Source organism: Nocardioides humilatus (assembly GCF_008373755.1).
Classification (GTDB): Bacteria; Actinomycetota; Actinomycetes; order Propionibacteriales; family Nocardioidaceae; genus Nocardioides; species Nocardioides humilatus.
In genome coordinates, this window is the sequence record NZ_VUJV01000001.1 from 1,240,965 (window position 1) to 1,263,518 (window position 22,554).

Genomic DNA, 22,554 nt, shown 5'->3' on the forward strand with positions numbered 1-22,554 from the left:
CCTCGATTCAGGCCAGCCCGTCGAGCACGTGCAGGACGCGGCGCAGGATCGAGTCGATGTCGACCTCGGGATAGACGACCGCGATGATCGCGTCGCGGTCGAGCACCGCGAGCCCGTGCACGGCCGCGAAACCGAGCGCCGCCAGCTCGGCGGTCGCGACCTCCGTGCCCCACCCGGTCTTCTGCGCGGCGGCGATCGTGTCGATCATCAGGTCGCGCTGCGCGAAGCGGGCCGCGACCAGCTCGGGGTCGTCGTTGCGGAGGAGGTCGGGTCGGTACATCAGGTCGAAGAGAGCAGCGTGGTTGCGGGAGAAGACGACGTACGCCGCCCCCGCCGCGGCAACCTGCTGCCCGCCGTCCACCGGCACGCTCGCGATCGCCGTCCGGGTCTCCTCGGTCTGGAGCTGGTGCCCCTCGACCGCGAGCGCGGTGAAGAGACCGGCCCGGTCGGCGAAGTGGTGGGCCGTCGCCTGGTGCGAGACCCCGCACCTGCGGGCGATCGCGCGGAGGCTGGCGCGCGCGGGACCGGTCGCCGCGATCTCCGCCTCGGCTGCGCGCAGCAGCCGGGCGCGGAGGTCGACGGTCGACGCGCGGCTCACGCCGTTTCCACCGGGTCCTTCTGGCCGCTCGGCCACCACAGGCGGCGACCGAGCAGGGTGGCGGCCGCTGGCACCAGAAGGGACCGCACCACGAAGGTGTCGAGCAACAGGCCAGCACCGATCGTGAAGCCGACGTGCGCCATCGTGCTCACGCTGCCGGCCATGAGCGCGAACATACTCGCCGCGAAGATGACGCCGGCCGACGTGATCACCGACCCCGTCGCCGCGGTGGCCCGGGCGATGCCCTCCTTCGAACCGTCGGGCGCCTCCTCGTGCATGCGTTTGGTGAGCAGCAGGTTGTAGTCGGCACCGACCGCGACCAGGATCGTGAAGGACACCGCCATCACGGTCCAGTCGAGCTGGCTGCCCAAGATGATCTGCCACACCAGGACCGAGAGCCCGATCGCCGAGGCGTAGGACAAGACGACGGTCGCCATCAGCATCGTGGCGGCGACCACGCTGCGGAGCAGCACCAGGAGGACCAGGAACACCGCGATGAGTGCGGCGAGCGCCACCGCGCGCATGTCGGACTGCGAGTAGTCGGCGAGATCCGAGTTGGTCGCCGCCATGCCGGTCATGCTGACCTTCGCGTCCTCGAGCCGGGTGCCGCGGAAGGCCTGCTCGACGGTCGCATGGATCTCGTGGGTCCGCGCCGACGCCTCGTGCCCGAACGCGTCGGTGGCACCGAGCACGGCGAACCGCGCCGTCCGGCCGTCCGGGGACAAGAAGAGCTTCATCGCCGCGGCGAAACGCTGGTCCTTGAGCGCGACGGGCGGCAGGTAGAAGCCGCCGATGGCGGGGTCGTCCGCGACTGAACCGGTGCGCTGCAAGTACGACGCCGCGCGGCTCAGTCCCTGACGGAGCTCCGGCAGGGAGGCGGCCACCTCCTCGGTGCCGCCGGCGAGCTGCTCGGCGCCGTCAGCGAGCTGGTCCGCGCCGCCGGCGAGCTGGTCGGCGCCGTCGGCGAGGCCGCCGAGCTTGTCGGCGAAGAGCTGCTGACCGTCAGCGAGCTGAGCAGCGCCGTCGTGGGCCTTGCGCAGGCCGTCCCGCAGCTGGCGGAGTCCGTCCTCGAGCCCGACGGTCCCGTCAGCGAGTCGCTCGGCCGCAGTGGCCGCCTGGCGCAGGCCCGGGAGGAGCTGGTCGCGCTCGGCGACCCAGATCTGTCGGATCCCCTCGCGAGCCTGTCGGCATGCGGGATCGACGTTGCAGGTCAGGCTCTTGGTCCGCAGTGCGTCGTAGGCGAGGCCGAGGCCGTCCACGGCGAGCTGCACCTGGTCAGCGCCGGCGCGCAGCCCACGAGCGAGGTCCGCCGTACCTCCGGCCAGCTGCCCGGTGCCCTGCACCGCCTCATCGGCGCCGTCGAGCAGCTGGCGCACGCCGTCGGAGAGCCGGGCCGTGCCCGACGCGAGCCGGTCGGCGCCGCTGACGGCCTGGTCGGCTCCATCGGCGAGCTCGACCGTGCCGTCGCTGAGCTGGTCGGCCCCGTCACCGAGCTGGCCCGCGCCGTCGGCGAGCTGCTCGGCGCCCTTCTCGCCCTTGCCGATCCGGTCGGAGGCGCGGTCGAGCCGCGTGCCGACGAGGCCGGCCTGGCGCGCCACCGACGCGTCGGTGATCGGCTCGCCGAGCGGGCGGGTGATGCTGCGGACGAGCACGACGCCCTTCTCCTGGGCGATGGCCGAGGCGGCGTGCTCCAGGAGCGCGAGGTCGCGTGGGTTGCGCAGGTCGTGGTCGGCCTGGATCAGCACGTAGTCGGGGAGGATCTCGTTGACCGGGAAGTGGCGGTCGAGCATCGCGTAGCCGCGGTTGCTCTCCGTCTCCTTCTTCTGGGAGTCACGGGTGTCGTAGCTGACCGCCAGCAACGGCGCGAGCGCCGCCAGCGCGAGCAGCGGTACGAGCGAGGCCGCGAGCATCCGCGTGGGATGGGCGACGACGAGCGCAGCCAAGCGCGGCCACACCTTGTCGGCCTTGGTGGCTCGCGGCTCGCACCAGCCCCGACGACCGGCGAGGGCGAGGAGGGCCGGCGTGAGAGTGATCGCCACGAGCAGGTTGATCGCGACACTGACCGCGATCGCCGGACCGGTGGTCGAGAAGAAGCCGAGGTCGGCGAGCAGCATGCAGCCGCAGGCGAGCACGACGGTCAGGGCAGAGCCCACGATGACGCTGGTGATGCGGGCGCCCGCGGTGGCCGCGGCCAGCTCCGGCGGCACCCCTTCGCGGCGCAGCTCCTGGTAGCGGCTGACGAGGAAGATCGCGTAGTCCGTGCCGGCGCCGAGCACCACGGCCGTGAGGAAGGTGCCGCTGAAGGTCGAGACCGTGAAGAGGTCGAGCTCGCCGCACAGCGCGGTGAGGGCGCGCGCCAGGCCGAGACCGAGCCCCACGATGGTGAGCACGACCCCCATCACCGCGAAGGAGCGGTAGATCAGCCAGAGCAGCAGCGCGATCAGTCCGATGCTGACGATCGTGATCCGGATGACGCTGTGCTCGGTCTCGGTCGCCAGGTCCACGATCGTTGCCGTCGGGCCGGTGACCGCCACGTCGAGACCGTCGGGCGCAAGGTCGGCGGCGACGTCACGGACAGCGGTCACCTGCTGGATCGACGACGGGGCACCGGTCACACCGGTGATGCCGACCAGCACGTAACGCGCTTCGCCGTCCTTGCTGGTGAGCGCACCGAGCAGCTCGGGGTTCTTGCGGATGTCCTGGACGAACGTGACGTTCTTGTCGTCCTTGGTGAGCACCGAGGCGAGCCGGGCGGCGTACTTCTCGTCGGCGGCGGTCAGCCCCGATTCACGCTCCATGGCGATCACGACGAAGCTGTTGGCCCCGCCGTTGCCGAAGGCCTCGCCCATCTCCTCGACCGCGACGATCGAGGGCGCCTCCTCCGGCACGACGGCCGTGGAGTCCTTGGCCGCGACCTCCTCGATCTGCGGCACGAAGATGTTGAGCGCGCCCGCGAGCGCCAACCAGGCGACGACCACCCACACGGCCCGCTTGGCCGCGAATCCTGCAATTCCCGAGACGCGTCCGTTGTCCGCCATCGATTCCCCTGGCCCTGTCGCGTCGACTCCCCCCACCTGATTGCCAGTGGCAAGGAACGTGTTCTACGGGAACCTAGGCGAGCCTCCTTGCCAGTGGCAAGGAAGTGTGACGCGGCCCTCAGGCCGGTCGCTCAGACGGTCGCGACCGCGCTGCTCGGGTCAACGAGGATCTTGGCGTGCTTCTCGGGGTCGCCGAGGGCCTCGAAGGCCGCCGCCACACCGTCGAGACCGACCGTCCCGGTGACCAGCGGCGTCACGTCGACCTTGCCCGACGCGATCCACTGCAGGGTTTGGTGGAACTCGCTCGGGTCATAGGCGAACGCGAAGCGGAGGTCGATCTCCTTGTTGATCGCCATCGACGGCCGGAACGAGTCGGCCTCCATGCACACCCCCACCACGACGACCCGCGAGAGCAGCGGCGCCGACGAGACGATGTGCTCGATCATCCCCGGCACGCCGACGCACTCGAAGACGACCGGCCCACGCGGGGTCGCGCCGGCCTTCTCGGCGGCACGCATGACGTGGGCCCACGGCAGCAGGGGTACGGCGCGCAGCTTGTCCATCGCGTCGAGCCCGAGCTCGGCCAGCGCGATCGGGTTGGTCAGGTAGCGGCGCGACTCCTCGAAGGAGCTCCACGGCGACGCGGAGGCCGGGTCGATGACGACGTCAGCCCCGCACTGCTCAGCCAGCGCGCGCCGGCCGGCCGAGAAGTCGCTCGCGATCACGTGCTTCACGCCCGTCGCCTTGAGCATGAGGATCACCGCGAGGCCGATCGGGCCGCACCCGATGACGACGGCGACGTCCTTGGCAGCGGCCTGCCCGCGACGTACGGCGTGCAGCGCGACCGCCATCGGCTCGGTGAGGGCCGCACGGTCAGCGTCGAGCCCGTTCGGCACGGGCATGGTCATCGACGCGGTGACGAGCACCTGGTCGGCGTACGCACCGGACGCCTGCTCGCTCAGCCCGGTCAGGTGCACCTCGGTGCCGGAGCGCAGCACCGGGAGTGCGACCACCCGGGTGCCGACCGGCCACGACTTCTTCGTCTTCGGCCCGTAGTCGGCGACGGTCCCGACGAACTCGTGGCCCATGACCACCCGCTGGCTCGACCGCATGAACCCGTCGTAGCCCAGCGCCGCCACGTCGTCGGCCGTCTCGTCACAGTGCGTGCGGGCGTGCAGGTCGGACCCGCAGATCCCGCACCGCTCGACATCGATCAGCACCTGACCCTTCGTCGGGGTCAGGTCGGCGATCTCCTCGACCGCGAGCTCGGCTTCGTGACAGGTGACGGCGCGCATTGCCGGAGAATGTCATACGGCCCGCACCCCGGAGGGTGCGAGCCGTAGGACGGTTGCTCGTTGAGCTGACGATCAGGCGTCGTCGAGGGCCTTGGCGACCCGACGGTGGGCCTCCCAGATCTCCTCGGGCAGGCCGTCGAACTGGGCCAGGTGCTTCTCGCGGTAGCCCATCTCCTGCTGCCACCGCTCGGTGTCGATGGTCAGGATGGTGTCGAGGTCGGCGAGCGTCTGCTCGTCGAGGCCCTCGAGGTTGAGCTCCTCGCGCGCCGGGAGGACGCCGACCGGCGTCTCGACACCGGTGACCTCGCCGTTGCGGTACTGCATCAGCCACAGCAGCGGGCGGAGGTTCTCGCGGTAGCCGGGCCACAGGAAGCGGCCGTCGTCGCCGCGCTGGAACCAGTTGACGTGGGCGAAGATCGGGTTGTTCGTGGCCTTGCCGATGACGTTGAGCCAGTGCTGGCCGTAGTCCGCCTCGGGGTAGGACATGAACGGACGCATCGACATCGGGTCGTAGCGGAGCACGCCCTCGAGGCCGTCGGCCGCGGCGGTCGCCTCGGCGCCCAGCGTGAGGCCGTCGTAGACACCCTCGGCGACGTCGTTGATCGCGCGGATCAGCGGCTCGCGGTCACGCGTGCGGCCACCGAAGATGATGCCGTGGATCTCGACGCCCTCGTGGTCGTCGTAGTCACCGGCGACGTTGGGCACGTTGGCCAGCGTCGTCGTGAAGCGCGAGTTGGGGTGGGCCCAGTCGGCGCCGGCGTCGGCCTCGGCGCGGTCGGCGATCCGCTCGCCCTTCCAGTCCAGCCAGCCGTCGAGGTCGGTCGGCTTGTCGCCGCGACCCTCCCACCAGACCGCCTGCGTCTTCTCGTTGTAGGCGACGTTGGTGTAGATGACGCCCAGGCCCGGCTTGATCGACTCGATCGCGGTCGGGTTGGTCTTCTCGTTGGTGTCCTTGGCGACACCGAAGACGCCGTTCTCCGGGTTGAAGCCGCGGAGCACGCCGTTGTCGTCGACCCAGATCCAGGCGATGTCGTCGCCGTAGAACTCGACGTAGTAGCGGTCACCGAGAGCGTCGGGAGCCAGCGTCATCGCGAGGTTGGTCTTGCCCGAGGCGCTCGGGAAGCCACCGCAGATGTTCCACTTCTTGCCGGTCCCCTTGTCGGTGATGCCGAGCAGCATGAACTGCTCCACCAAGAAGCCGTTCTTCCAGCCGTCGTAGGAGCCCTGACGCAGACCGTGGGCGATCTTGCCGAGCAGCGCGTTGCCGCCGTAGGACGAACCGAAGTGCAGGATCGTGCGCTCGTCAGCGACGGTCACGAAGTAGCGCTTGTCGTCGGGCGTGCCCTGGCCGAGGTTCGGCAGGTCGCCGGTCACGTGGACGGCCTTCACGAAGTCGTCGCCCAGGTGGTTGATGTAGTCGACGCCGACCCGCGCCATGCGGATCATCTGGAGCACGACGTTGACGTTGTCGGTGAGCTCGACGCCAGCGGCGAACTTGTCGAGCGGGCCACCGGCAGGCGCCATCAGGTAGGGGATGACGTACATGGTCTTGCCCTGCGAGGCGCCGGTCATCAGCTCGACGAGCTTCGGCTTCATCTCAGCAGCGGGCCGCCAGTTGTTGTAGGTGCCCTTGTCGGCCTCGTTGGAGGTCGCGACGATCGTGCGCTCCTCGGCGCGAGCGGTGTCCTTGAAGTAGGACCGCGAGTAGTAGCTGCCCTCGCCGGCCGGGAGGAGCTCGCCGGACGCGAGCGCCAGCTCGATCAGGCGTGCGTCGTCGGACGCGGAAACGACCTCGACGTTGTCTGCGCCGGTGATCCCAGCCCAGTGCGCGACGTAGTCGCGAACATAGGTGTTGGTGAGCCCCGCCTCATCGAGAACCCGCTCCACATCGACCATCAGTCTTGCCTTTCGCGTCCGTTTGGGTGGGGGCACGCTACCTCACGCTCAGGTGCCCGATTTCCCAGGTGGCATATCGCCTGAACCGTGGACACCGTCGTCCGCGACGAGAGCCACCATGACATCCATCCGCGGTCGTTCGCACATCGGGGCACCTCGTTGTGGGTCAGTCCACACCGAACCCGGCATTGGATCGTTCGAATCCGACAAGGCGCCCGACGGGTGACTCAGAAGCCGCAGTGCGGACCGAAGAACCCGTGCATCGCGGCCCGTCGTTCGGCACCGATCGGCAGGTAGAAGAAGGCCCCACCAGGGAGATCGGCCAGCTCCGGCGCCTCGACCCGGACGCCGAACAGCGTGCCCACCTTGTCCTCGGCCAGTGCGTGCTCGTCGCACCGCGCAGGCTCGATGCGGAGCTCGACCGTCACGGGCTCGCCGACCAGCGGCACCCGGGTGTCGGTGCGCTCCGCCGCCGAGCCGTCGGCCTGGCGGAAGAGAGGAGTGTCCTCGAAGCCGCGGAAGACCACGTCGTCCCGTGCGCCGGTCGGGGTGAAGGTCACCGGCAGCACGTAGACCGAGTCGAGGCCCTCGCCGATCACCTCGCCGTCGCCGAGGGTCAGGTCGGCCGCACCACCGAGGACCTCCTGCGCGCAGTCGCGGTCGAGGAAGAGCCCGATGGCGCCGTACCTGTCGGTCGCGATGGTGCGCGAGACCACCACCGGACCGTCGTCGACGCGGTAGGTGAGGACGACGTCGGCGTCCGACCCTTCGCCGCAGCGGCCCGGCGGCACCTCGAAGTCGAGGTCGACCTCGTTCTGGAACTCCTCCTCGCCCGTCCACACCACGGTGTCGAACCGGTCGGAGCTCACCACGGCCCGCAGCACGGTGATCGCGTGGTCGCCATCGTTGACGAGTCGCACGTAGGCGGTGCGGGTGATGCGCCAGAGCCGGCCCTGGTCGAAGTACGCCGTCAGCCCTGTTTCCAGCGGGACGACCGCCGCGCCGCGGGCCTCGTCGTCCTCGTGCGGCAGCGCGCTGCAACCCGAGAGCAGCAGGGCCAGAACGATCAGCGGAGTGGCGGGACTGCGCATCACTCTCCGATGTAGGACATCACGTGCTTGATGCGGGTGTAGTCCTCGAGACCGTACATCGACAGGTCCTTGCCGTAGCCCGAGTGCTTGAAGCCGCCGTGTGGCATCTCGGAGACGAAGGGGATGTGGGTGTTGATCCAGACCACGCCGAAGTCGAGCTTGCGGCTCATCCGCATCGCGCGACCGTGGTCGGCGGTCCAGACAGAGGAGGAGAGGCCGTACTTCACCCCGTTGGCCCAGCGCAGCGCCTCGCCCTCGTCGGTGAACCGCTGGACGGTGATGACCGGACCAAAGATCTCGGTCTGGATCTGCTCGTCGCCCTGCTGGAGACCGGACAGGACAGTGGGCTCGTAGAAGTAGCCCTGCGCTCCCTGCTGCCGACCGCCGGCGTTGAGCTCGGCGTGGTCGGGGAGCCGGTCGACCATCCCGGCGACGCGGGCCAGTTGGTCGGCGTTGTTGAGCGGGCCGTAGAGGACGTCGTCGTCGGGCATGCCGGTCCGGGTGTTGCGCGCCTGCTCGGTGATCGCGGCGACGAAGTCGTCGTGGACGCCGGGCGCCGCGAGCACGCGGGTCGCGGCCGTGCAGTCCTGGCCGGCGTTGTAGTAGCCGGCGCCGGCGATGGCCTCGGCCGCCTTCTCCACGTCGGCGTCGTCGAAGACGATGACCGGGGCCTTGCCGCCGAGCTCCAGGTGCACGCGCTTGAGGTCGGTCGCGGCGCTGCCCGCGACCTCCATCCCGGCGCGGACCGAACCCGTGATCGCGACCATCTGCGGCGTCTCGTGGGCGACCAGCGCGCGGCCGGTGTCGCGGTCACCGGTGACGACGTTGAGCACACCGGGCGGGAGGAACTCCTGACAGATCTCGGCCAGCAGGGTCGAGCTGGCCGGCGTGGTGTCGCTCGGCTTCAGCACGACGGTGTTGCCCGCCGCGAGCGCCGGCGCGATCTTCCAGATCATCATCATCAGCGGGTAGTTCCACGGCGTCACCTGGCCGACGACCCCGATCGGCTCGCGCCGGATCCAGCTGGTGTGGTCCTCGAGGTACTCCCCCGCACTCCGCCCCTCCAGCACCCGGGCGGCGCCGGCGAAGAACCGGAAGTGGTCCGAGCTCGGCGGCATCTCGTCACCGAGCATCGCCTGGGTCGGCTTGCCGGTGTCCTTGACCTCGACCGCGGCGATCTCCTCGGCGCGGGCGTCGATGGCGTCGGCGATCTTGAGGAGCGCGGTCGCGCGATCCTTGGGCGTCGTGTCGGCCCACGCCTCGAAGGCGGCGTCGGCAGCGGCGTAGGCGCGGTCGACGTCCTCCGCCCCAGACAGCGGCGCCTGTGCGTAGACCTCCCCGGTCGCGGGATCGATGACGTCGTAGGTCGCGCCGCTGGCGGCGGCGACGAGCTGTCCGTTGATGACGTTGCTGAACATGCGGTCGGCCATGCGCCGACTGTAGCGCCGCCATCCTGCGAATTCAGGGCCTGTTTCTGTCTATTTGGTTACGGATTTCGTCGCCTACGTGCCATTTGCCTACGGATCCGCTTGCTTGAAGCGGGTCCGATCCCGCACCATGGGGGCATGGACCACGCCGACCTGCAGCGCGCCGCCAAGGACCACCTCTGGCTCCACTTCTCCCAGCACGGGCGATACGCCGGCGACGGACCGGAGCACGACGTACCGATCATGGAGCGCGGCGAGGGCGTCTACCTCTACGACAGCCACGGCAAGCGCTACCTCGACGGCCTCGCGGGCCTCTTCGTCTCCCAGCTCGGTCACGGGCGGCGCGAGCTGGCCGAAGCGGCCGCCAAGCAGGCGGAGACGCTCGCCTTCATGCCGCTGTGGTCCTACGCGCACCCGACCGCCATCGAGCTGGCCGACAAGATCGCGTCCTATGCCCCCGGCGACCTCAACCGCGTCTTCTTCACCTCCGGTGGCGGCGAGGCGGTCGAGTCGGCCTGGAAGCTGGCGAAGGACTACTTCAAGCGCGTCGGCAAGCCGCTCAAGCACAAGGTGATCAGCCGCGCGATCGCCTACCACGGCACCACCCACGGCGCCCTGTCGATCACCGGTCTCCCGGGCCTGAAGCAGCAGTTCGAGCCGCTCGTGCCGTCGACCTTCCGGGTGCCCAACACCAACTTCTACCGGGCGCCGCTCCACCAGGACGACGCCGCCGCCTTCGGGCGCTGGGCCGCCGACCAGATCGAGGTCGCGATCCTCAATGAGGGTCCCGACTCGGTGGCCGCGGTGTTCCTCGAGCCGGTGCAGAACGCCGGCGGGTGCTTCCCGCCGCCGCCGGGCTACTTCGAGCGGGTCCGCGAGATCTGCGACGAGTACGACGTCCTTCTCGTCTCCGACGAGGTCATCTGTGCCTACGGGCGGCTCGGCGAGATGTTCGGCGCCACGGCGCTCGGCTACCAGCCCGACATCATCACCAGCGCGAAGGGCCTCACCTCCGGCTACGCCCCGCTCGGCGCGATGATCGTGTCCGACCGGCTGTTCGAGCCGTTCGCCGAGGGCAAGGCGATGTTCGCGCACGGCTACACGTTCGGCGGTCACCCGGTCTCGACCGCGGTCGGCCTGCGCAACATGCAGCTCTTCGAGGAAGAGGGAATCCTGGCCGGGGTCCGCGAGCGGGCCCCCCAGCTGCGCGCCACCCTGGAGCGCCTGCTCGACCTCCCCATCGTCGGCGACGTCCGCGGCGAGGGGTTCTTCTACGGCATCGAACTCGTCAAGGACAAGGCCACCAAGGAGTCCTTCACCGCCGAGGAGTGCGAGCGGATCCTCTACGGCTTCGTCTCCAAGGGCCTCTTCGAAGAAGGCCTCTACTGCCGCGCCGACGACCGCGGCGACCCCGTCATCCAGCTCTCCCCGCCGCTGGTCTGCACCCAGGAGCACTTCGACGAGATGGAGCAGATCCTCCGCTCCGTCCTCGACAAGGCCTTCACCCTCATCTGACTCCCCCGCGAAGTCGCACTCTTGGTGGGCCGAAGTCGCACTCTTGGTGGGCCGAGGTCGCACTCTTGGTGGGCCGAGGTCGCAGCTTGAGCACGGCGCCTCACCGCCGCCGGTGTCGGCGTGGGCGTGTTAGTGGCGAGCGTGCGTAGGCCCGCTTGGTCGCGAGGTGCGGCGCGCGATCGACGAACGCAGCTTCGAGCTCGGCCAGCCACTGGTTGCGCCCGAGGTCGGTCAGACCTTCCCGACGTACGACGATGATGATCCAGCCGGCGTCCGCCAGCGCGTCCCGGCGGACTCGGTCATGGTTGCGGTCCGCTTCAGAGGAGTGATGCGCCTCGCCGTCGTACTCAACGGCGATCCGCAGGTGCTCGAAGGCGTTCTCGACCCTCACCTGTCTTCCGTCGGGTAGCCACACCCACACCTGGGACTCAGGCATGGGAAAGCCTTCGTCGTTGATATCGATCCGGATCCACGACTCGGGTTGAGAATCAACGTCCGGGCGCGACAGAGGAATGAGCTCGCGCAGCTGCGTCACCCCTCTTCGACCACCGAACCGCCGCAGCATGAAGCTCAGCTCACTCTCGGTGATCCCGAACCGCGCACGAAACGCGTCAAGCACACCGATCGCACGACGGCGACCGCGTAGACAGGCGATGTCGCACGCAGTACGGATCGGCGTGGTCACGCGAGCGCCTTCGATCGTCATGATCTCGTCGGCCAGCAGGTCGCGCTTGCCGCCGAGGAAACCGCTACGCCGGGTCGCGGTCGCACCGTCGATGGACGCGACCTCGACGTCGGGCGGCACGTCGAGCTCTGCGTAGTCGAAGACGTCGATCCCGTGGAGCGAAGCCGCTGTGCGGTCCACGAGCACGCAGTGGTCAGGCAGGACAGCGGCCGCGGCGCGGGCCCGGTTGGTCGGGGTGTCTGCCCAGGTCCCGGGCACGTAGACACCGAACAGCAACTGCTTCACCACGCCGCACTGCAGGAGTCCGCGCAGCTGCTGGCGAGTGGCGTCGTACGACGGCAGGTCGGCGGCCGTGAACGGGCGATCGGGCGGGAAGGAACTGGGCACGCGTCAGATTCGCCCGCACCGCCGTACTCATCAAGCGGACCGGGGGCGCCCTGTGGAGAACCCCGCGAATCCTGCGACCTCGACCAACCAAGAGTGCGACTTGGGCCAACCAAGAGTGCGACTTCGCGGGCTACACCAGGGCTCGCGCTCGGCGGCGGGAGTTGACCTCGCCGGTGAGGACGATGACGAGGGAGATGACGAGCATGAGGGTGCCGACGACGTTGACCTGCATGGGGAGGCCGACGCGGGCGACGCCCCAGACGTACATGGGGAAAGTGACCTCGCTGCCGGAGTTGAGGTTGGTGATGATGAAGTCGTCGAACGAGAGCGAGAAGCTCAGCAGGGCGGCGCCGAGGATGCCGGGCAGGACCAGCGGGAACGTCACGCGCCAGAAGGTCTGCTGAGGGGTGGCGTAGAGGTCGGAGGCGGCCTGTTCGAGGGTGTCGTTCATGCCAGCCAGTCGCGAGCGGACGGTCACGACGACGAACGACAGGCAGAACATCACGTGGGCGATGAAGATCGTCACGAAGCCGAGCTGGCCGGCGAATCCTCCCTGCACGAAGAGGGTGAGGAGCGAGGAGCCCATCACGATCTCGGGCGCAGCCATGGGCAAGAAGATGAGCAGGTTGGACTGCGACCGCCCCGCGAAGTCCCACCGCACCAGGGCGAAGGCGGCGAGGGTGCCGATGACCGTGGCGACGAGGGTCGCGAGCAGACCGATCTCGATGCTGAGCGCGAGCGAGTCGCACATCGCCGGGTCCGCGCACGGGTGCAGCCAGTTGTCGAGCGTGAACCCGTCGAACCGGTAGACATTGCGCGTCGCCGGGTCGTTGAAGCTCATCAGCACGACGAGGAAGATCGGCACGAAGAGGTAGACCAGCACCGCACCGCCGATCAGCGCGATCACGTGCTCCCGGACCCAGCGCATCAGAGCAGCTCCTCGGTCCCGACGCGGCGCACGTAGACGAGCACCATCGCGACGATCAGGAACATCAGGATCATCGACAGGGCCGCGGCGATGTGCGGATGGTTGGCGTTGGTCGCCTGGAGCTGGATCACCTTGCCGATGACGGTCGTCTCGGTGTTGCCGAGCAGCTCGGCGTTGATGTAGTCGCCGGTGGCGGGGATGAAGGTGAGCAGCGTCCCGGACACGACCCCGGGCAGCGACAGCGGCCACGTCACCTTGAAGAAGCCGGTGATCGGGTTGGAGTAGAGGTCGCTGGACGCCTCGATCAACCGCGGGTCGATCTTGTCGATGCTGGCGAAGAGCGGCAGCACCATGAAGGGCAAGAAGTTGTAGGCGAGGCCCATGATGACGGCGAAGTCCGTAGCGAGCAGCTTGTCGTCCTGGCCGAGGATGTGGACGAACTGGAGCGCGTCGACCACCCAGCCGTCGTCGGCGAGGATCAGCTGCCACGACAGGGTGCGCACCAAGAAGCTGGTGAAGAAGGGCACGATCACCAAGACGAGCAGCAGGCTCTTCCAGCGACCCGACTTGAAGGCGATCGCGTAGGCCAGCACGTAGCCGAGCACGAGGCAGATCAGGGTCGCGGCGCCGCCGTACAACAAGGACCGCAGCAGCTGACCCTTGTAGAGCTTGATCGCCTCCCAGTAGTTGGCGAAGTGGTAGGTGACGTCCCAACCCGCCTTGTCCGACCCACCCGGGTCGTAGAGGCTCGCGGCCACCAGCGAGTAGAACGGGATGACGAAGAACAGGCCGAGCACGATGACGGCCGGCGCCATCAGGACGTACGCCGTCAGGCCCCTCCGCCGACCGGAGTCGGCCGGCGCCGCGACCCGGCTCTCAGCCATCAGCTCGCCTCCTCAGCCCCGGCTTTGACGTCCTGGGCGTGGTCGAGGAGGAAGGCGTATTCCGGTCGCCACGACAGCTCGACGGACTCGCCCGTGCGGAAGATCGGGTCGCGCCCGGTGTTCTGCGCGAAGACCATGAGCTCCTGTCCCCACGGCATCTTCACGAGATATTGCGTGCTGACGCCGAAGAAGCTGACGTCGCTCACGACGCCGCCGGGGATGGTGTTGCCGGGCGCATCGAGCTCGGCACCGGCAGCGCCGATGAGGACCTTCTCCGGACGGATCCCGATCCAGCCCTTGCCGCCGTCGGTGTGGGCGCGGTGCGCCGGGATCGTCACACCGATGCCGTGCATGTCGACGGTCACGACGTCGCTCCCCGATGACTGCACCGTGCCCTCGATCAGGTTGGACTGACCGAGGAAGTTGGCGACGAAGGTGCTCGCCGGGTTTTCGTAGAGCTCCGACGGGGTGCCCATCTGCTCGATCACGCCGGCGTTCATCACCGCGACGGTGTCGGCCATCGTCATGGCCTCCTCCTGGTCGTGGGTGACGTGGATGAAGGTGAGGCCGACCTCGGTCTGGATCCGCTTGATCTCGATCTGCATCGCCCGCCGCAGCTTGAGGTCGAGCGCACCGAGCGGCTCGTCGAGCAGCAGCACCTCGGGCTCGTTGATGAGGGCCCGGGCAAGGGCGACGCGCTGCTGTTGACCACCGGACAGCTGCGCCGGCTTCTTGCGGGCCTGGGCCTCGAGCTCGACGAGCTCGAGCATGTCCTTCACCTTGGCCTCGACGCCGCTGACCTTGCGGCGGCGCAGGCCGAAGGCGACGTTCTCGAAGATGTCGAGGTGCGGGAAGAGCGCGTAGTTCTGGAAGACCGTGTTGACCGGACGCTGGTACGGCTTCTTGTCCGTGATGTCCTGTCCGGCCAGTGTGATCGTGCCGGAGGTCGGTGCCTCGAGCCCGGCCACCATCCGCAGGGTCGTGGTCTTGCCGCAGCCCGACGGGCCCAGCAGCGCGAAGAACGACCCGCGCGGCACGTCGAGGTCGAGCTCCTTGACCGCGTGGAAGCTCGCGAAGGACTTGTTGAGAGCCCGGATCCGCAGGCCGTCGTACGACGAGCCGGCCTCAGCTGGCGATGACATCGGCCCACTCCCCTTCGTACTTCTGCTGCTGCTCGTCGGTCAGGCTCATGAAGGCCCAGGTGTTCGCCAACATCTCGGCGTCGGGGAAGATCAGCGGGTTCTCGGCCAGCGACGGATCGATCTTCGTCATCGCCTCCTGCGCACCCTGCACCGGACAGATGTAGTTGACCCAGGCGGCGAGCTTCGCGGCGACCTCGGGCCGGTAGTAGTAGTCCATCCAGGCCTCGGCGTTGCCCTGGTGGGTCGCGTAGTTGGGCACCATCATGTTGTCGCTCCAGAGGGCCAGGCCCTCCTCAGGAGCGATGAACTTCAGGTTGGGGTTGTCGTACTGCGCCTGGATCACGTCGCCCGACCACGCCTCGCACGCGACGAGCACGCCCTGGGAGAGCTGCTGGAGGTAGTTGTTGCCGGAGAACTGCCGCAGGTGACCGTCGCTCTTGACCTGCTTGAGCCGGTCGAGCGCGTCTTCCCACTCGCTGTCGGTGAAGTCGGCCGGGTCGGCGCCGACCACCTTGAGGAAGAAGCCCATCGTGTCGTTCATCTCGCTGAGCAAGGTGATCTTGCCCTTGAGGTCGTCGCGGGTGATGAGGTCCTCGAAGCTGCCGACCTCGTCGACGAGGTCGGCGTTGTAGGCGATGCCGGTCAGGCCCGACTGCCACGGCGCGTGGTAGGTCAGGTCCGGATCCCAGGGGCGATCCTGGAGCGAGGGGATGAGGTTCTTCCGGACGTTCTTGATCTTCTTCGGGTCCAACGGCTGGATCCAGCCGAGGCCGATCATCTTGGCGGCCATCCAGTCGGTCAGCACGATCATGTCGCGGTCGATCGGCTCGCAGGCCCGGGCCTGGTCGCGGATCTTGGCGTAGAACTCCGCGTTGTCGTTGACGTCGACGTTGTAGGTGACCTCGATGCCGGTCTCGTCCTGAAACTTCGCGAACGTGCTGTTGGGGTTCTTGCGCGGGTCGATGTAGCCGGTCCAGTTGGAGATGATCAGCTTGCGGTCCGAGGCAGACAGGTCCTTGGCGGTGCCGCCGTCGGAGCAGGCCTGGACGGGATCGATCCCGAACATCGGCAACTTGAGCGCGGCGAGACTGAGGCCGCCGAAAGCGACCGCACCGCCGCCTTTCAACACTCCGCGGCGCGACAGGGTCGAACGGCGTGCGGGCTGGTCAGGCAAGGTCACGAAAACCCCTGGGCGGATCGGCGAGTGGCCTCGGATCCTGCCACCGGCCCGGCCCTCTGACAAGGGAAACGGTGGCTTCGAAACCTGCCTGCAACTAATTCCGCGTTTCCGACCACCATTGAGCACCGAAGCCGTGGCATGCGACCATCGCCGCCATGGCCCCCGCTTCCTCGCGTCCACCGCTCGACGACGTCGCCAAGTCGATCATCGAGCTGCTGCAGCAGGACGGTCGGCGCTCCTACGCGTCCATCGGCAAGGTCGTCGGCCTCTCCGAGGCGGCCGTGCGCCAGCGGGTGCAGCGGCTGACCGACTCGGGCGTGATGCAGATCGTCGCCGTCACCAACCCGCTCGAGCTCGGCTTCGCGCGCGCCGCGATGATCGGCATCCGGGTCTCCGGGCCGACGTCACCGGTCGCCGACGCGCTCGCTGAACTCGACGAGGTCATCTACGTGGTCGTGACCGCCGGCAGCATCGACATCGTGATCGAGGTCGTCGCCAAGTCCGAGGACGACCTGCTCACCATCTCCGACAAGATCCGGCGGGTCCCCGGGGTGTCGTCGACGGAGACGTTCGTCTACCTCGACATCCGCAAGGAGACCTACAACTGGGGCGTGCGCTGACCGACGAAGTCGTCGAGCCAGGCGGGGAACTCCCCCAGGTCGTTGAGTACGACGTGCGTGCCCGCCTCGAGCAGCTCCTCGGCCGTGCACCCACCTGTCAGCACCGAGACGCTGAGGGCGCCGGCGGCGAGGGCGCCTTCGACGTCGTGGATGTGATCGCCGACGTAGATCTGGGCTCCCTCGCGGACGAGGACCTCGGCCTTGCCGATGCCCCAGACCCAGCCCTCGAGGTGGTCGATGTCGAAGCCGACGTGGTCGACGTGGAGCTGGGCGTTGGCGGCGTACTTGCCGGTCACGACGACGACCCGGCCGCCGTGGCGTCGTACGGCGGCGATCGCCTCGTGCGCGCCCGGTAGCGCGGGCACCGAGCGGATCGCGTAGTCGGGGTAGAGCGCACGGAACCGGTCGCCGGCCGGCCCGATGGCCTCGGCGGCGAGGTAGGGCTCGAGCAGCAGGTCGAGCGGGGGTCCGAGCTTCTTGGTCATCTCCTCGACGGGGAACTCGACCTCGAGCTCGGCGCCCAGCGCGAGCAGGACGTCACGGAAGCCGGGCACCGTGTCGATGAGCGTCATGTCGAGGTCGAAGCCCACGACAAGAGGGGCCTGCCCAGGAGCCACCACTTCAGGAGTCAAAGCCGAGCCCCAGCCGGTCGAGGGTGCGCAACCAGAGCCCGCGCCGCCCGGTCTGGTCCTCGCGGGCGAGCCCGCGTCGGGTGAGCTCGATGCCGGCCCACGCGATCGGCTCGGGCGGGAACGGCACGGCGGGGCGCCGCACCATCGCCAGGCGAGTGCGCTCGGTCGGCTCCCCCGCGAGCAGGTCGAGCATCACGTCGGCGGCGAAGCGGGTCGCCCCGACGCCCAGACCCGTGAACCCGAGTACATAGGCCGAGTGCCCTCGGTGGGCGGTGCCGAAGCTGGCACTGAAGCGGGTCGACGTGTCGATCACACCTGCCCAACGGTGGGTGAAGCGGATCCCTTCCAGCTGCGGGAAGGTCGCGTGGAAGTGCTCGGCCAGCACGTTGAACGTGGCAGCCCGGTCCTCGTGGGCCGGATCGATCGACCGGCCGTAGTGGTAGATCGCGTCGTAGCCGCCCCAGAGGATCCGGCGATCCGGGGTCACCCGGTAGTAGTGGAACTGGTTGCCGATGTCGGACACGCCGAGCGCCGGGTCCCACCGCAGCGCGGCCAGTTGGGCATCCGTCAGCGGCTCGGTCGCCAGCACGTAGTCGTAGACCGGCACGGTCGTGAGCCGCAGCCGCCGCAACAACGGCCGGAAGACGTTGGTCGCGAGCGCGACCTGACGCGCGCGCACGACGCCGCCGGCGGTGACGACCTCCATCGCGTCACCCCGGCGACGGATCCGGGTGACAGCAGTCCCCTCGGCGATCCGCACGCCGAGACCCTCGGCCGCGTCAGCAAGCCCCCAGGCCAGTCGAGCAGGGTCGAGCACGGCACAGGTCTCGGCCCCAGCGATGCGGCCGGCGAGGTAGGTCGGCGAGTCGATGACCTGGCGCACCGCATCGGCGTCGAGGAACCCGGCCACGTCGGGCTCGAGATCGGCCACCTGGTGCGGCATGGTCGCGACCGCCAAGGTGCCGCCGCGCCGGAAGTCGCAGTCGATGCCGTAGGCACCGACGGTGGCCTCGATCGCGTCGAGGTTGTCGATGCCCATCTGGTCGAGGGCGTCGTACTCATCGGGCCAGCGGGCCCGGCCGTTGCCCTCGCCGTGCGTCAGCGACGCCTCGCAGAACCCGCCGTTGCGACCGGTCGCATGTTCGGCGATCCGGTCGCTCTCGAGCAGCAGGACCGAGCGACCGGGCTCCCGCTCGACCGCACGGAGCGCCGTCCAGAGTCCGCAGAAGCCGCCCCCGACGATGACCAGGTCGACGACCTCGTCACCGGCAACGAGCGGCCGCGGCGCCGGGCGGAGCGGCGTATCGAGCCAGAGCGGCTGGTTCACCGAATCCGCAAGGGAGCGCACGCCGCGATGCTAGATCAGCACTACTCCGTCCCGGCGAGTGCGTTGGCGAGGATCGACGAGTAGTGGACCTTGGTGGGTCCGTCCCACGTCGAGAACTCCCACGTGGCCGCACCGCACCCGTCCGACAGCCGCGTCACCGCCACCGCGAGGCTCAGCGAGCCGCCCTTCTTGATCGACGGCGTGGTGTAGCCACCGGTCAGGAACGCACTGGTCAGGTCCGCCTTCTTGTACTTGACCGAGATGCTCCAGCAGAGGTTGCTGGCAGCCTGCACCTTCACCAGGACGCTCTGCGCGGCCGCGCTGTCGTTGCGCACCCGGACCGTGTACTTCAGCGTGTCGCCGGTCGCAGCCGGCTCCTGGGTGACTGTCTGTCCGTTGAGGTCGCCGCCGGCGTACTTGCCGGCGGACTTGACGTAGAGGCCGTAGCCGTCGGTGCCCTTGCTCGGCGCTTGGACGTTGGTCTCGAAGGCCGCGTTGTCGTGCTCGGCGCCGCTGGGCGTCAGCAGCCGGAGGATGTGCCTCGCGGTCACCTGCCCGAGGTCGGTGGGGTCGACCCGGAACGCGAGGGTGATGCTGCCGCCCCCGGGCACGGTGGGCGTGATCCAACGCCCGAACGCGTCCAGCGGCAGCGGCGTCTTCTTCTTCTCGGGTGTCACCGAGACGTCGGCCGCTGCTCCGAAGCCGTCCGCCACGATCCGGTAGTCCCGGTCAATGCCCACGTTGTTGGTGACCTTGAAGTAGAAGGTCGCCTTCGCCGACGTGGACTTGCTGATGGTCAGGGTCTGCCGGTTGCCATGGCCCTCGGCGTAGGTCTTCCCTGGACCACGGATGCTCAGCAGCGCAGTGGCAACGCTCATGCCGCTCAGCCCCACGACGTGCGGGCCACCGTAGGCGTTGCTGTTGAAGGTCAACGTGGCGTTCTTCGAGCCGGGGCTCGTGGGACTGAAGGCCACGGTCACCGAGCACGCGTTGTTGGCCGGCAGGTTCGCCGGACAGGTGTTCGCCGACAGTACGAACTGGCTCGGACTCTCCCCGCCCAGCTGGACCGAGCTCACCGCGACGGGCACCGGGCCGGTGTTCGTGAAGGTGAAGATCTTCCCGGAGCTCTGCCCTCCGACCTCGGTGCCCGGGAATGCCCAGCTCGTCGGGCTCACGGCCGCCTCCGGCGGCACCTGGAAAGTGAGGACGATCCGCGCGGACTCGGTGCTCGGCGAACCGGCACCGCCGGTCGGCACCAAGCTCCACCCGCCGCCGCCACCGCCGGACGCGCCCGCGTAGGCGAAGCCGAAGCTGAAGCCGGCGGCGCCGCCGCCACCACCTCCACCGCGCACGCCGCCGCCACCGCCACCGCCACCGCCGGTCGTCGAGGCGTCCACGCCGCCGTTGCCACCGCGGCTACCGCCCGCTCCGCCGGCCTCGCCGTCCTCGCCTCCCAGGTCTGCGATGCCGCCGGCACCGCCGGCACCACCGGACCCGGATGCCTTTCCGCCGTAACCACCGCCCAAAGGGGTAGGGCCGACATAGGTGCTGATCCCGTCGGACCCGGCAGCACCGGCGTCGCCGCCGTTCGCTCCAGGCACCTCGTAGCCGCTGCCGATGAAGTCGGCACCCCGCCCGAGGGTCCCGCCACCGCCGCCGCCCGCGGCCCACGCCACCGTGTCCGGCCCGCCCCGCAGGTTGCTCATCTGCACGCGCGAGGAGTCGCCGCCATTGCCGCCACCGCTGGCGCCCAAGCCGTTGTCGTTGAGGAACTGGATCAACACGTCCTGCGTGGCGCCGTTCACGGAGACCGTGCCGGTCACCGACGCCCCCCGCCCCCCTGCGCCGGGCGTGGGCCCGCTCGCAGCGGCACCGGCCTCGCCGACAGCCTTCACCTGCAGGGAGGTGACGCCATTGGGCAGGTCGAGCGTCTGGCTCCCCCCGGACTTGAGATAGGTGCAGGTGGCGGTGAAGCCCGACACGGAGCACTGGGAAGGCAATGCCGCCGAGGCGGGCGGACTCGCCATCGCGACCAACCCTGCCCCTGCCAGTCCGGCGGAGAGCAGGCCGGCGAGGAGGCGCTTCAGCGAAGCGGACGGACGAGGGCTGACGCGTGCGTTCATGCATGCCTCCGGGAGCGGGAGAGCGTTCAAGGACCAGACACCCCGAGGCGACGGGTTCAAGGATGAAACACCCCGAGCGGTTCCGGCATCCCCCGATGGGATGGTTTCCCCAGCGGGTGCGAAAGGCTCAGGCCGCGCGCTCGAGCCAGCCGTGCAGGAGCCGGGAGGCCGTGAGGTCAGCGGCGACACGGGCCTGGCGCAGCACCTCGGCGTCCCGCTCCATCCGACCCGGCACCGGGTCGCCCGGGCCTGGCGCGAGCAGCAGGGTCTCGACCCCGAGGTGGAGGCCCGAGACGAGGGCAGCGCGTTCCTCCGCGTAGCGCTCCGGTCGGGCGCGGTACGACGTCGCCAGGTCGGGGTTGAGCCGGCGCAGGTAGCGCTCGATCACCGAGTCGGCCGGACCCCACTTCGGGACGTTGCCGGCCGGACGGGTGGCCAGGACGATCGCGTGGGTCGCCCCCAGCTCGCGCGCGATGCCGACCGGCACCGCGTCGGAGATCCCTCCGTCGAGCCAGCGCCGCCCGCGGAGCTCCACCGGCGGACCGCCGACCACGGGCAACGTGCTCGATGCCTGGAGCGCGAGCAGCAGAGCGGCGGGGTCGTCGCGTTCCTCCAGCGCCACGGGCTGGGCGGTGTCGACGTCGGTCGCGACCGCCGCGAGCCGTACGGCGCGGTTGCCCAGGGCCCGGGTCGCCAGGTCGAGGAGCTCGTCGGTGGCCGCCACGATCTTGCCCGCGTCGACAGCCGGACCGGCGCGGGTGACGAGGCGCAGCGGGTCGGCGTACTCCCGGCGTCCGGCGAAGACGTCGGCGTAGGACGCCGACATCGCGTCGGCGACCCCGGCGACGACGGCCGCGCCGTTGACGGATCCGGCGGAGGTCCCGACGACCAGGTCGAGGCAGGCGGTGACGCCGGCGCGCTCGAGCGCAGCCGCCATCGCCGCGGAGACGACACCGCGCATCCCGCCGCCCTCGATCACGAGGGCGAGCGTGCAGTCGTCCGTGCGGTCGCCGGCGAGCCGAGCCTGGACGAGCTCGGTGACGCTGAGCAGCCGATCTGCCATCGTCGATCTCCGTTTCGCTTACAAAAGTCCCGAAATGTAAGCACTCCGAGGCCCGACCGCGCAAGCCGGGAGCGGCACGCGGGATACTGGGCGCTCATCACGCGCGCGGGGAGGTGGAGCACATGCGGGGCAACCAGTTGCGCGGCCGCATCCTCGAAGCGGCCGCCCAGGTGCTGCGCGAGGGCGGCCCGAAGCCGCGGCTCATCACCTCCATCGCTGAGCGCGCCGGGGTGTCCCGCCCAACGCTCTACAAGTACGTCGGCGACCGCGATGCCATCTACGACGCGCTGCTGCGCATCGAGCTCGAGCGAGTGGTCGAGGAGATCGCGACCCGGGCGGAGGGGTCCCTGTCGCCGCGCGACGACTACATCGATGTGATCGTCGGGCTGACCCTCGAGGCCCGCAACCATCCCGCTCTGCAGGCAGTGCTTGAGAAGCACCCCGAGATCGTGGCTTCGCACCTGCCCCGCGTACTGCCGATCGTGCTCGACATCGCGCTCCCGAGGCTGGGCCCGATCCTCGAGGCCGGCGCACGCGTCGGCCGATGGCCGGAGATCGATCCCCGCGTCGCGATCACCTGGACCACCCGACTGACGACCGCGATGGCGGTCATGCCGCTCCCCGAGGACAGCGGCGAGGCCGACCTGCGGCGCGAGGTGGGAGCACTCCTCGACGTCACCCAGTCGATCGCGGCGCGCCGTAGCGGGACCGGCACCAGCTAGA

General features: G+C 69.4%; 18 protein-coding genes. 3 read left to right on the forward strand and 15 right to left on the reverse strand.

Translation table 11 applies throughout. The features are described from left to right. Positions 1-7: 7 nt before the first annotated feature. The 6 genes from F0U44_RS05765 to F0U44_RS05790 form a co-directional block, all read right to left on the reverse strand. On the reverse strand, positions 8-598 hold the full coding sequence (locus F0U44_RS05765; RefSeq protein ID WP_188113335.1) for a TetR/AcrR family transcriptional regulator: 591 nt from the start codon (positions 596-598) through the stop codon (positions 8-10). Next, positions 595-3,636 (reverse strand): MMPL/RND family transporter, encoded by a 3,042-nt coding sequence (locus tag F0U44_RS05770; RefSeq protein WP_188113336.1) that lies wholly within the window; start codon positions 3,634-3,636, stop codon positions 595-597. Before F0U44_RS05770 ends, F0U44_RS05765 begins: the two co-directional genes overlap by 4 nt. Positions 3,637-3,767: 131 nt before the next feature. Beyond that, complete coding sequence (locus F0U44_RS05775) at positions 3,768-4,931, reverse strand: zinc-binding dehydrogenase (RefSeq protein WP_149727238.1); 1,164 nt, start codon at positions 4,929-4,931, stop codon at positions 3,768-3,770. Positions 4,932-5,003: 72 nt separating this feature from the next. After that, positions 5,004-6,827 carry a phosphoenolpyruvate carboxykinase (GTP) gene (locus F0U44_RS05780; RefSeq protein WP_149727239.1) on the reverse strand — a complete coding sequence of 608 codons (1,824 nt, stop codon included), beginning with the start codon at positions 6,825-6,827 and terminating at the stop codon, positions 5,004-5,006. A gap of 227 nt (positions 6,828-7,054) precedes the next feature. Then, positions 7,055-7,918, reverse strand: a complete 864-nt coding sequence (locus tag F0U44_RS05785; RefSeq protein WP_149727240.1) for a hypothetical protein — start codon at positions 7,916-7,918, stop codon at positions 7,055-7,057. Next, on the reverse strand, positions 7,918-9,348 hold the full coding sequence (locus tag F0U44_RS05790) for a gamma-aminobutyraldehyde dehydrogenase (protein ID WP_149727241.1): 1,431 nt from the start codon (positions 9,346-9,348) through the stop codon (positions 7,918-7,920). The genes F0U44_RS05785 and F0U44_RS05790 overlap by 1 nt, the downstream gene beginning before the upstream one ends. Positions 9,349-9,483: 135 nt before the next feature. On the opposite strand from F0U44_RS05790, the gene F0U44_RS05795 reads away from it, so the two are divergent. Continuing rightward, on the forward strand, positions 9,484-10,860 hold the full coding sequence (locus F0U44_RS05795; RefSeq protein ID WP_149727242.1) for an aspartate aminotransferase family protein: 1,377 nt from the start codon (positions 9,484-9,486) through the stop codon (positions 10,858-10,860). Positions 10,861-10,960: 100 nt separating this feature from the next. Here the strand turns inward: F0U44_RS05795 and F0U44_RS05800 are convergent, their stop codons facing one another. From F0U44_RS05800 to F0U44_RS05820, 5 genes are all read right to left on the reverse strand, one after another. Next, a complete protein-coding gene (locus F0U44_RS05800) occupies positions 10,961-11,932 on the reverse strand; it encodes a type IV toxin-antitoxin system AbiEi family antitoxin (RefSeq protein WP_149727243.1) in 972 nt (323 codons plus the stop codon). Between the two features lie 130 nt (positions 11,933-12,062). Continuing rightward, positions 12,063-12,860, reverse strand: a complete 798-nt coding sequence (locus F0U44_RS05805) for an ABC transporter permease (protein ID WP_149727244.1) — start codon at positions 12,858-12,860, stop codon at positions 12,063-12,065. Next, a complete protein-coding gene (locus tag F0U44_RS05810; protein WP_149727245.1) occupies positions 12,860-13,744 on the reverse strand; it encodes an ABC transporter permease in 885 nt (294 codons plus the stop codon). The genes F0U44_RS05805 and F0U44_RS05810 overlap by 1 nt, the downstream gene beginning before the upstream one ends. Then, the gene (locus F0U44_RS05815) at positions 13,744-14,886 is read right to left on the reverse strand and encodes an ABC transporter ATP-binding protein (RefSeq protein ID WP_149727246.1); all 1,143 of its coding nucleotides are present in this window, start codon (positions 14,884-14,886) and stop codon (positions 13,744-13,746) included. Before F0U44_RS05815 ends, F0U44_RS05810 begins: the two co-directional genes overlap by 1 nt. Beyond that, positions 14,870-16,066: an ABC transporter substrate-binding protein gene (locus F0U44_RS05820; RefSeq protein ID WP_149727247.1), complete on the reverse strand. Its 1,197-nt coding sequence runs from the start codon at positions 16,064-16,066 to the stop codon at positions 14,870-14,872. Before F0U44_RS05820 ends, F0U44_RS05815 begins: the two co-directional genes overlap by 17 nt. 155 nt (positions 16,067-16,221) lie before the next feature. Between F0U44_RS05820 and F0U44_RS05825 the strand changes: the two genes are divergently transcribed. Continuing rightward, positions 16,222-16,686 carry an Lrp/AsnC family transcriptional regulator gene (locus tag F0U44_RS05825; RefSeq protein ID WP_149727248.1) on the forward strand — a complete coding sequence of 155 codons (465 nt, stop codon included), beginning with the start codon at positions 16,222-16,224 and terminating at the stop codon, positions 16,684-16,686. On the opposite strand, the gene F0U44_RS05830 is transcribed toward F0U44_RS05825, so the two are convergent. From F0U44_RS05830 to F0U44_RS05850, 4 genes are all read right to left on the reverse strand, one after another. Continuing rightward, complete coding sequence (locus F0U44_RS05830) at positions 16,665-17,306, reverse strand: HAD family hydrolase (RefSeq protein ID WP_246160318.1); 642 nt, start codon at positions 17,304-17,306, stop codon at positions 16,665-16,667. The two genes, F0U44_RS05825 and F0U44_RS05830, sit on opposite strands and share 22 nt — an antisense overlap. Before the next feature lies 1 nt (position 17,307). Continuing rightward, positions 17,308-18,666 (reverse strand): NAD(P)/FAD-dependent oxidoreductase, encoded by a 1,359-nt coding sequence (locus tag F0U44_RS05835; RefSeq protein WP_149727249.1) that lies wholly within the window; start codon positions 18,664-18,666, stop codon positions 17,308-17,310. Between the two features lie 20 nt (positions 18,667-18,686). Next, positions 18,687-20,768, reverse strand: coding sequence for a choice-of-anchor D domain-containing protein (locus F0U44_RS23710; protein ID WP_188113337.1), 2,082 nt, complete (start codon positions 20,766-20,768; stop codon positions 18,687-18,689). A 127-nt stretch (positions 20,769-20,895) separates the two neighbouring features. Further along, entirely contained in the window at positions 20,896-21,831 is a 936-nt protein-coding gene (locus tag F0U44_RS05850; protein WP_149727251.1) for a patatin-like phospholipase family protein, read from the reverse strand. 122 nt (positions 21,832-21,953) lie between these two features. On the opposite strand from F0U44_RS05850, the gene F0U44_RS05855 reads away from it, so the two are divergent. Further along, positions 21,954-22,553: a TetR/AcrR family transcriptional regulator gene (locus F0U44_RS05855; RefSeq protein ID WP_149727252.1), complete on the forward strand. Its 600-nt coding sequence runs from the start codon at positions 21,954-21,956 to the stop codon at positions 22,551-22,553. The last annotated feature ends 1 nt before the right edge of the window (position 22,554 follow it).

Bases quoted from the DNA above. Each gene is read 5' to 3' on its own strand.
- F0U44_RS05785 (WP_149727240.1), bottom strand. From the start codon at position 7,918: ATGCGCAGTCCCGCCACTCCGCTGATCGTTCTGGCCCTGCTGCTCTCG.
- F0U44_RS05850 (WP_149727251.1), bottom strand. From the start codon at position 21,831: ATGGCAGATCGGCTGCTCAGCGTCACCGAGCTCGTCCAGGCTCGGCTC.
- F0U44_RS05805 (WP_149727244.1), bottom strand. From the start codon at position 12,860: ATGCGCTGGGTCCGGGAGCACGTGATCGCGCTGATCGGCGGTGCGGTG.
- F0U44_RS05815 (WP_149727246.1), bottom strand. From the start codon at position 14,886: ATGTCATCGCCAGCTGAGGCCGGCTCGTCGTACGACGGCCTGCGGATC.
- F0U44_RS05775 (WP_149727238.1), bottom strand. From the start codon at position 4,931: ATGCGCGCCGTCACCTGTCACGAAGCCGAGCTCGCGGTCGAGGAGATC.
- F0U44_RS05780 (WP_149727239.1), bottom strand. From the start codon at position 6,827: ATGGTCGATGTGGAGCGGGTTCTCGATGAGGCGGGGCTCACCAACACC.
- F0U44_RS05790 (WP_149727241.1), bottom strand. From the start codon at position 9,348: ATGGCCGACCGCATGTTCAGCAACGTCATCAACGGACAGCTCGTCGCC.
- F0U44_RS05770 (WP_188113336.1), bottom strand. From the start codon at position 3,636: ATGGCGGACAACGGACGCGTCTCGGGAATTGCAGGATTCGCGGCCAAG.
- F0U44_RS05810 (WP_149727245.1), bottom strand. From the start codon at position 13,744: ATGGCTGAGAGCCGGGTCGCGGCGCCGGCCGACTCCGGTCGGCGGAGG.
- F0U44_RS05825 (WP_149727248.1), top strand. From the start codon at position 16,222: ATGGCCCCCGCTTCCTCGCGTCCACCGCTCGACGACGTCGCCAAGTCG.
- F0U44_RS23710 (WP_188113337.1), bottom strand. From the start codon at position 20,768: ATGAACGCACGCGTCAGCCCTCGTCCGTCCGCTTCGCTGAAGCGCCTC.
- F0U44_RS05795 (WP_149727242.1), top strand. From the start codon at position 9,484: ATGGACCACGCCGACCTGCAGCGCGCCGCCAAGGACCACCTCTGGCTC.
- F0U44_RS05855 (WP_149727252.1), top strand. From the start codon at position 21,954: ATGCGGGGCAACCAGTTGCGCGGCCGCATCCTCGAAGCGGCCGCCCAG.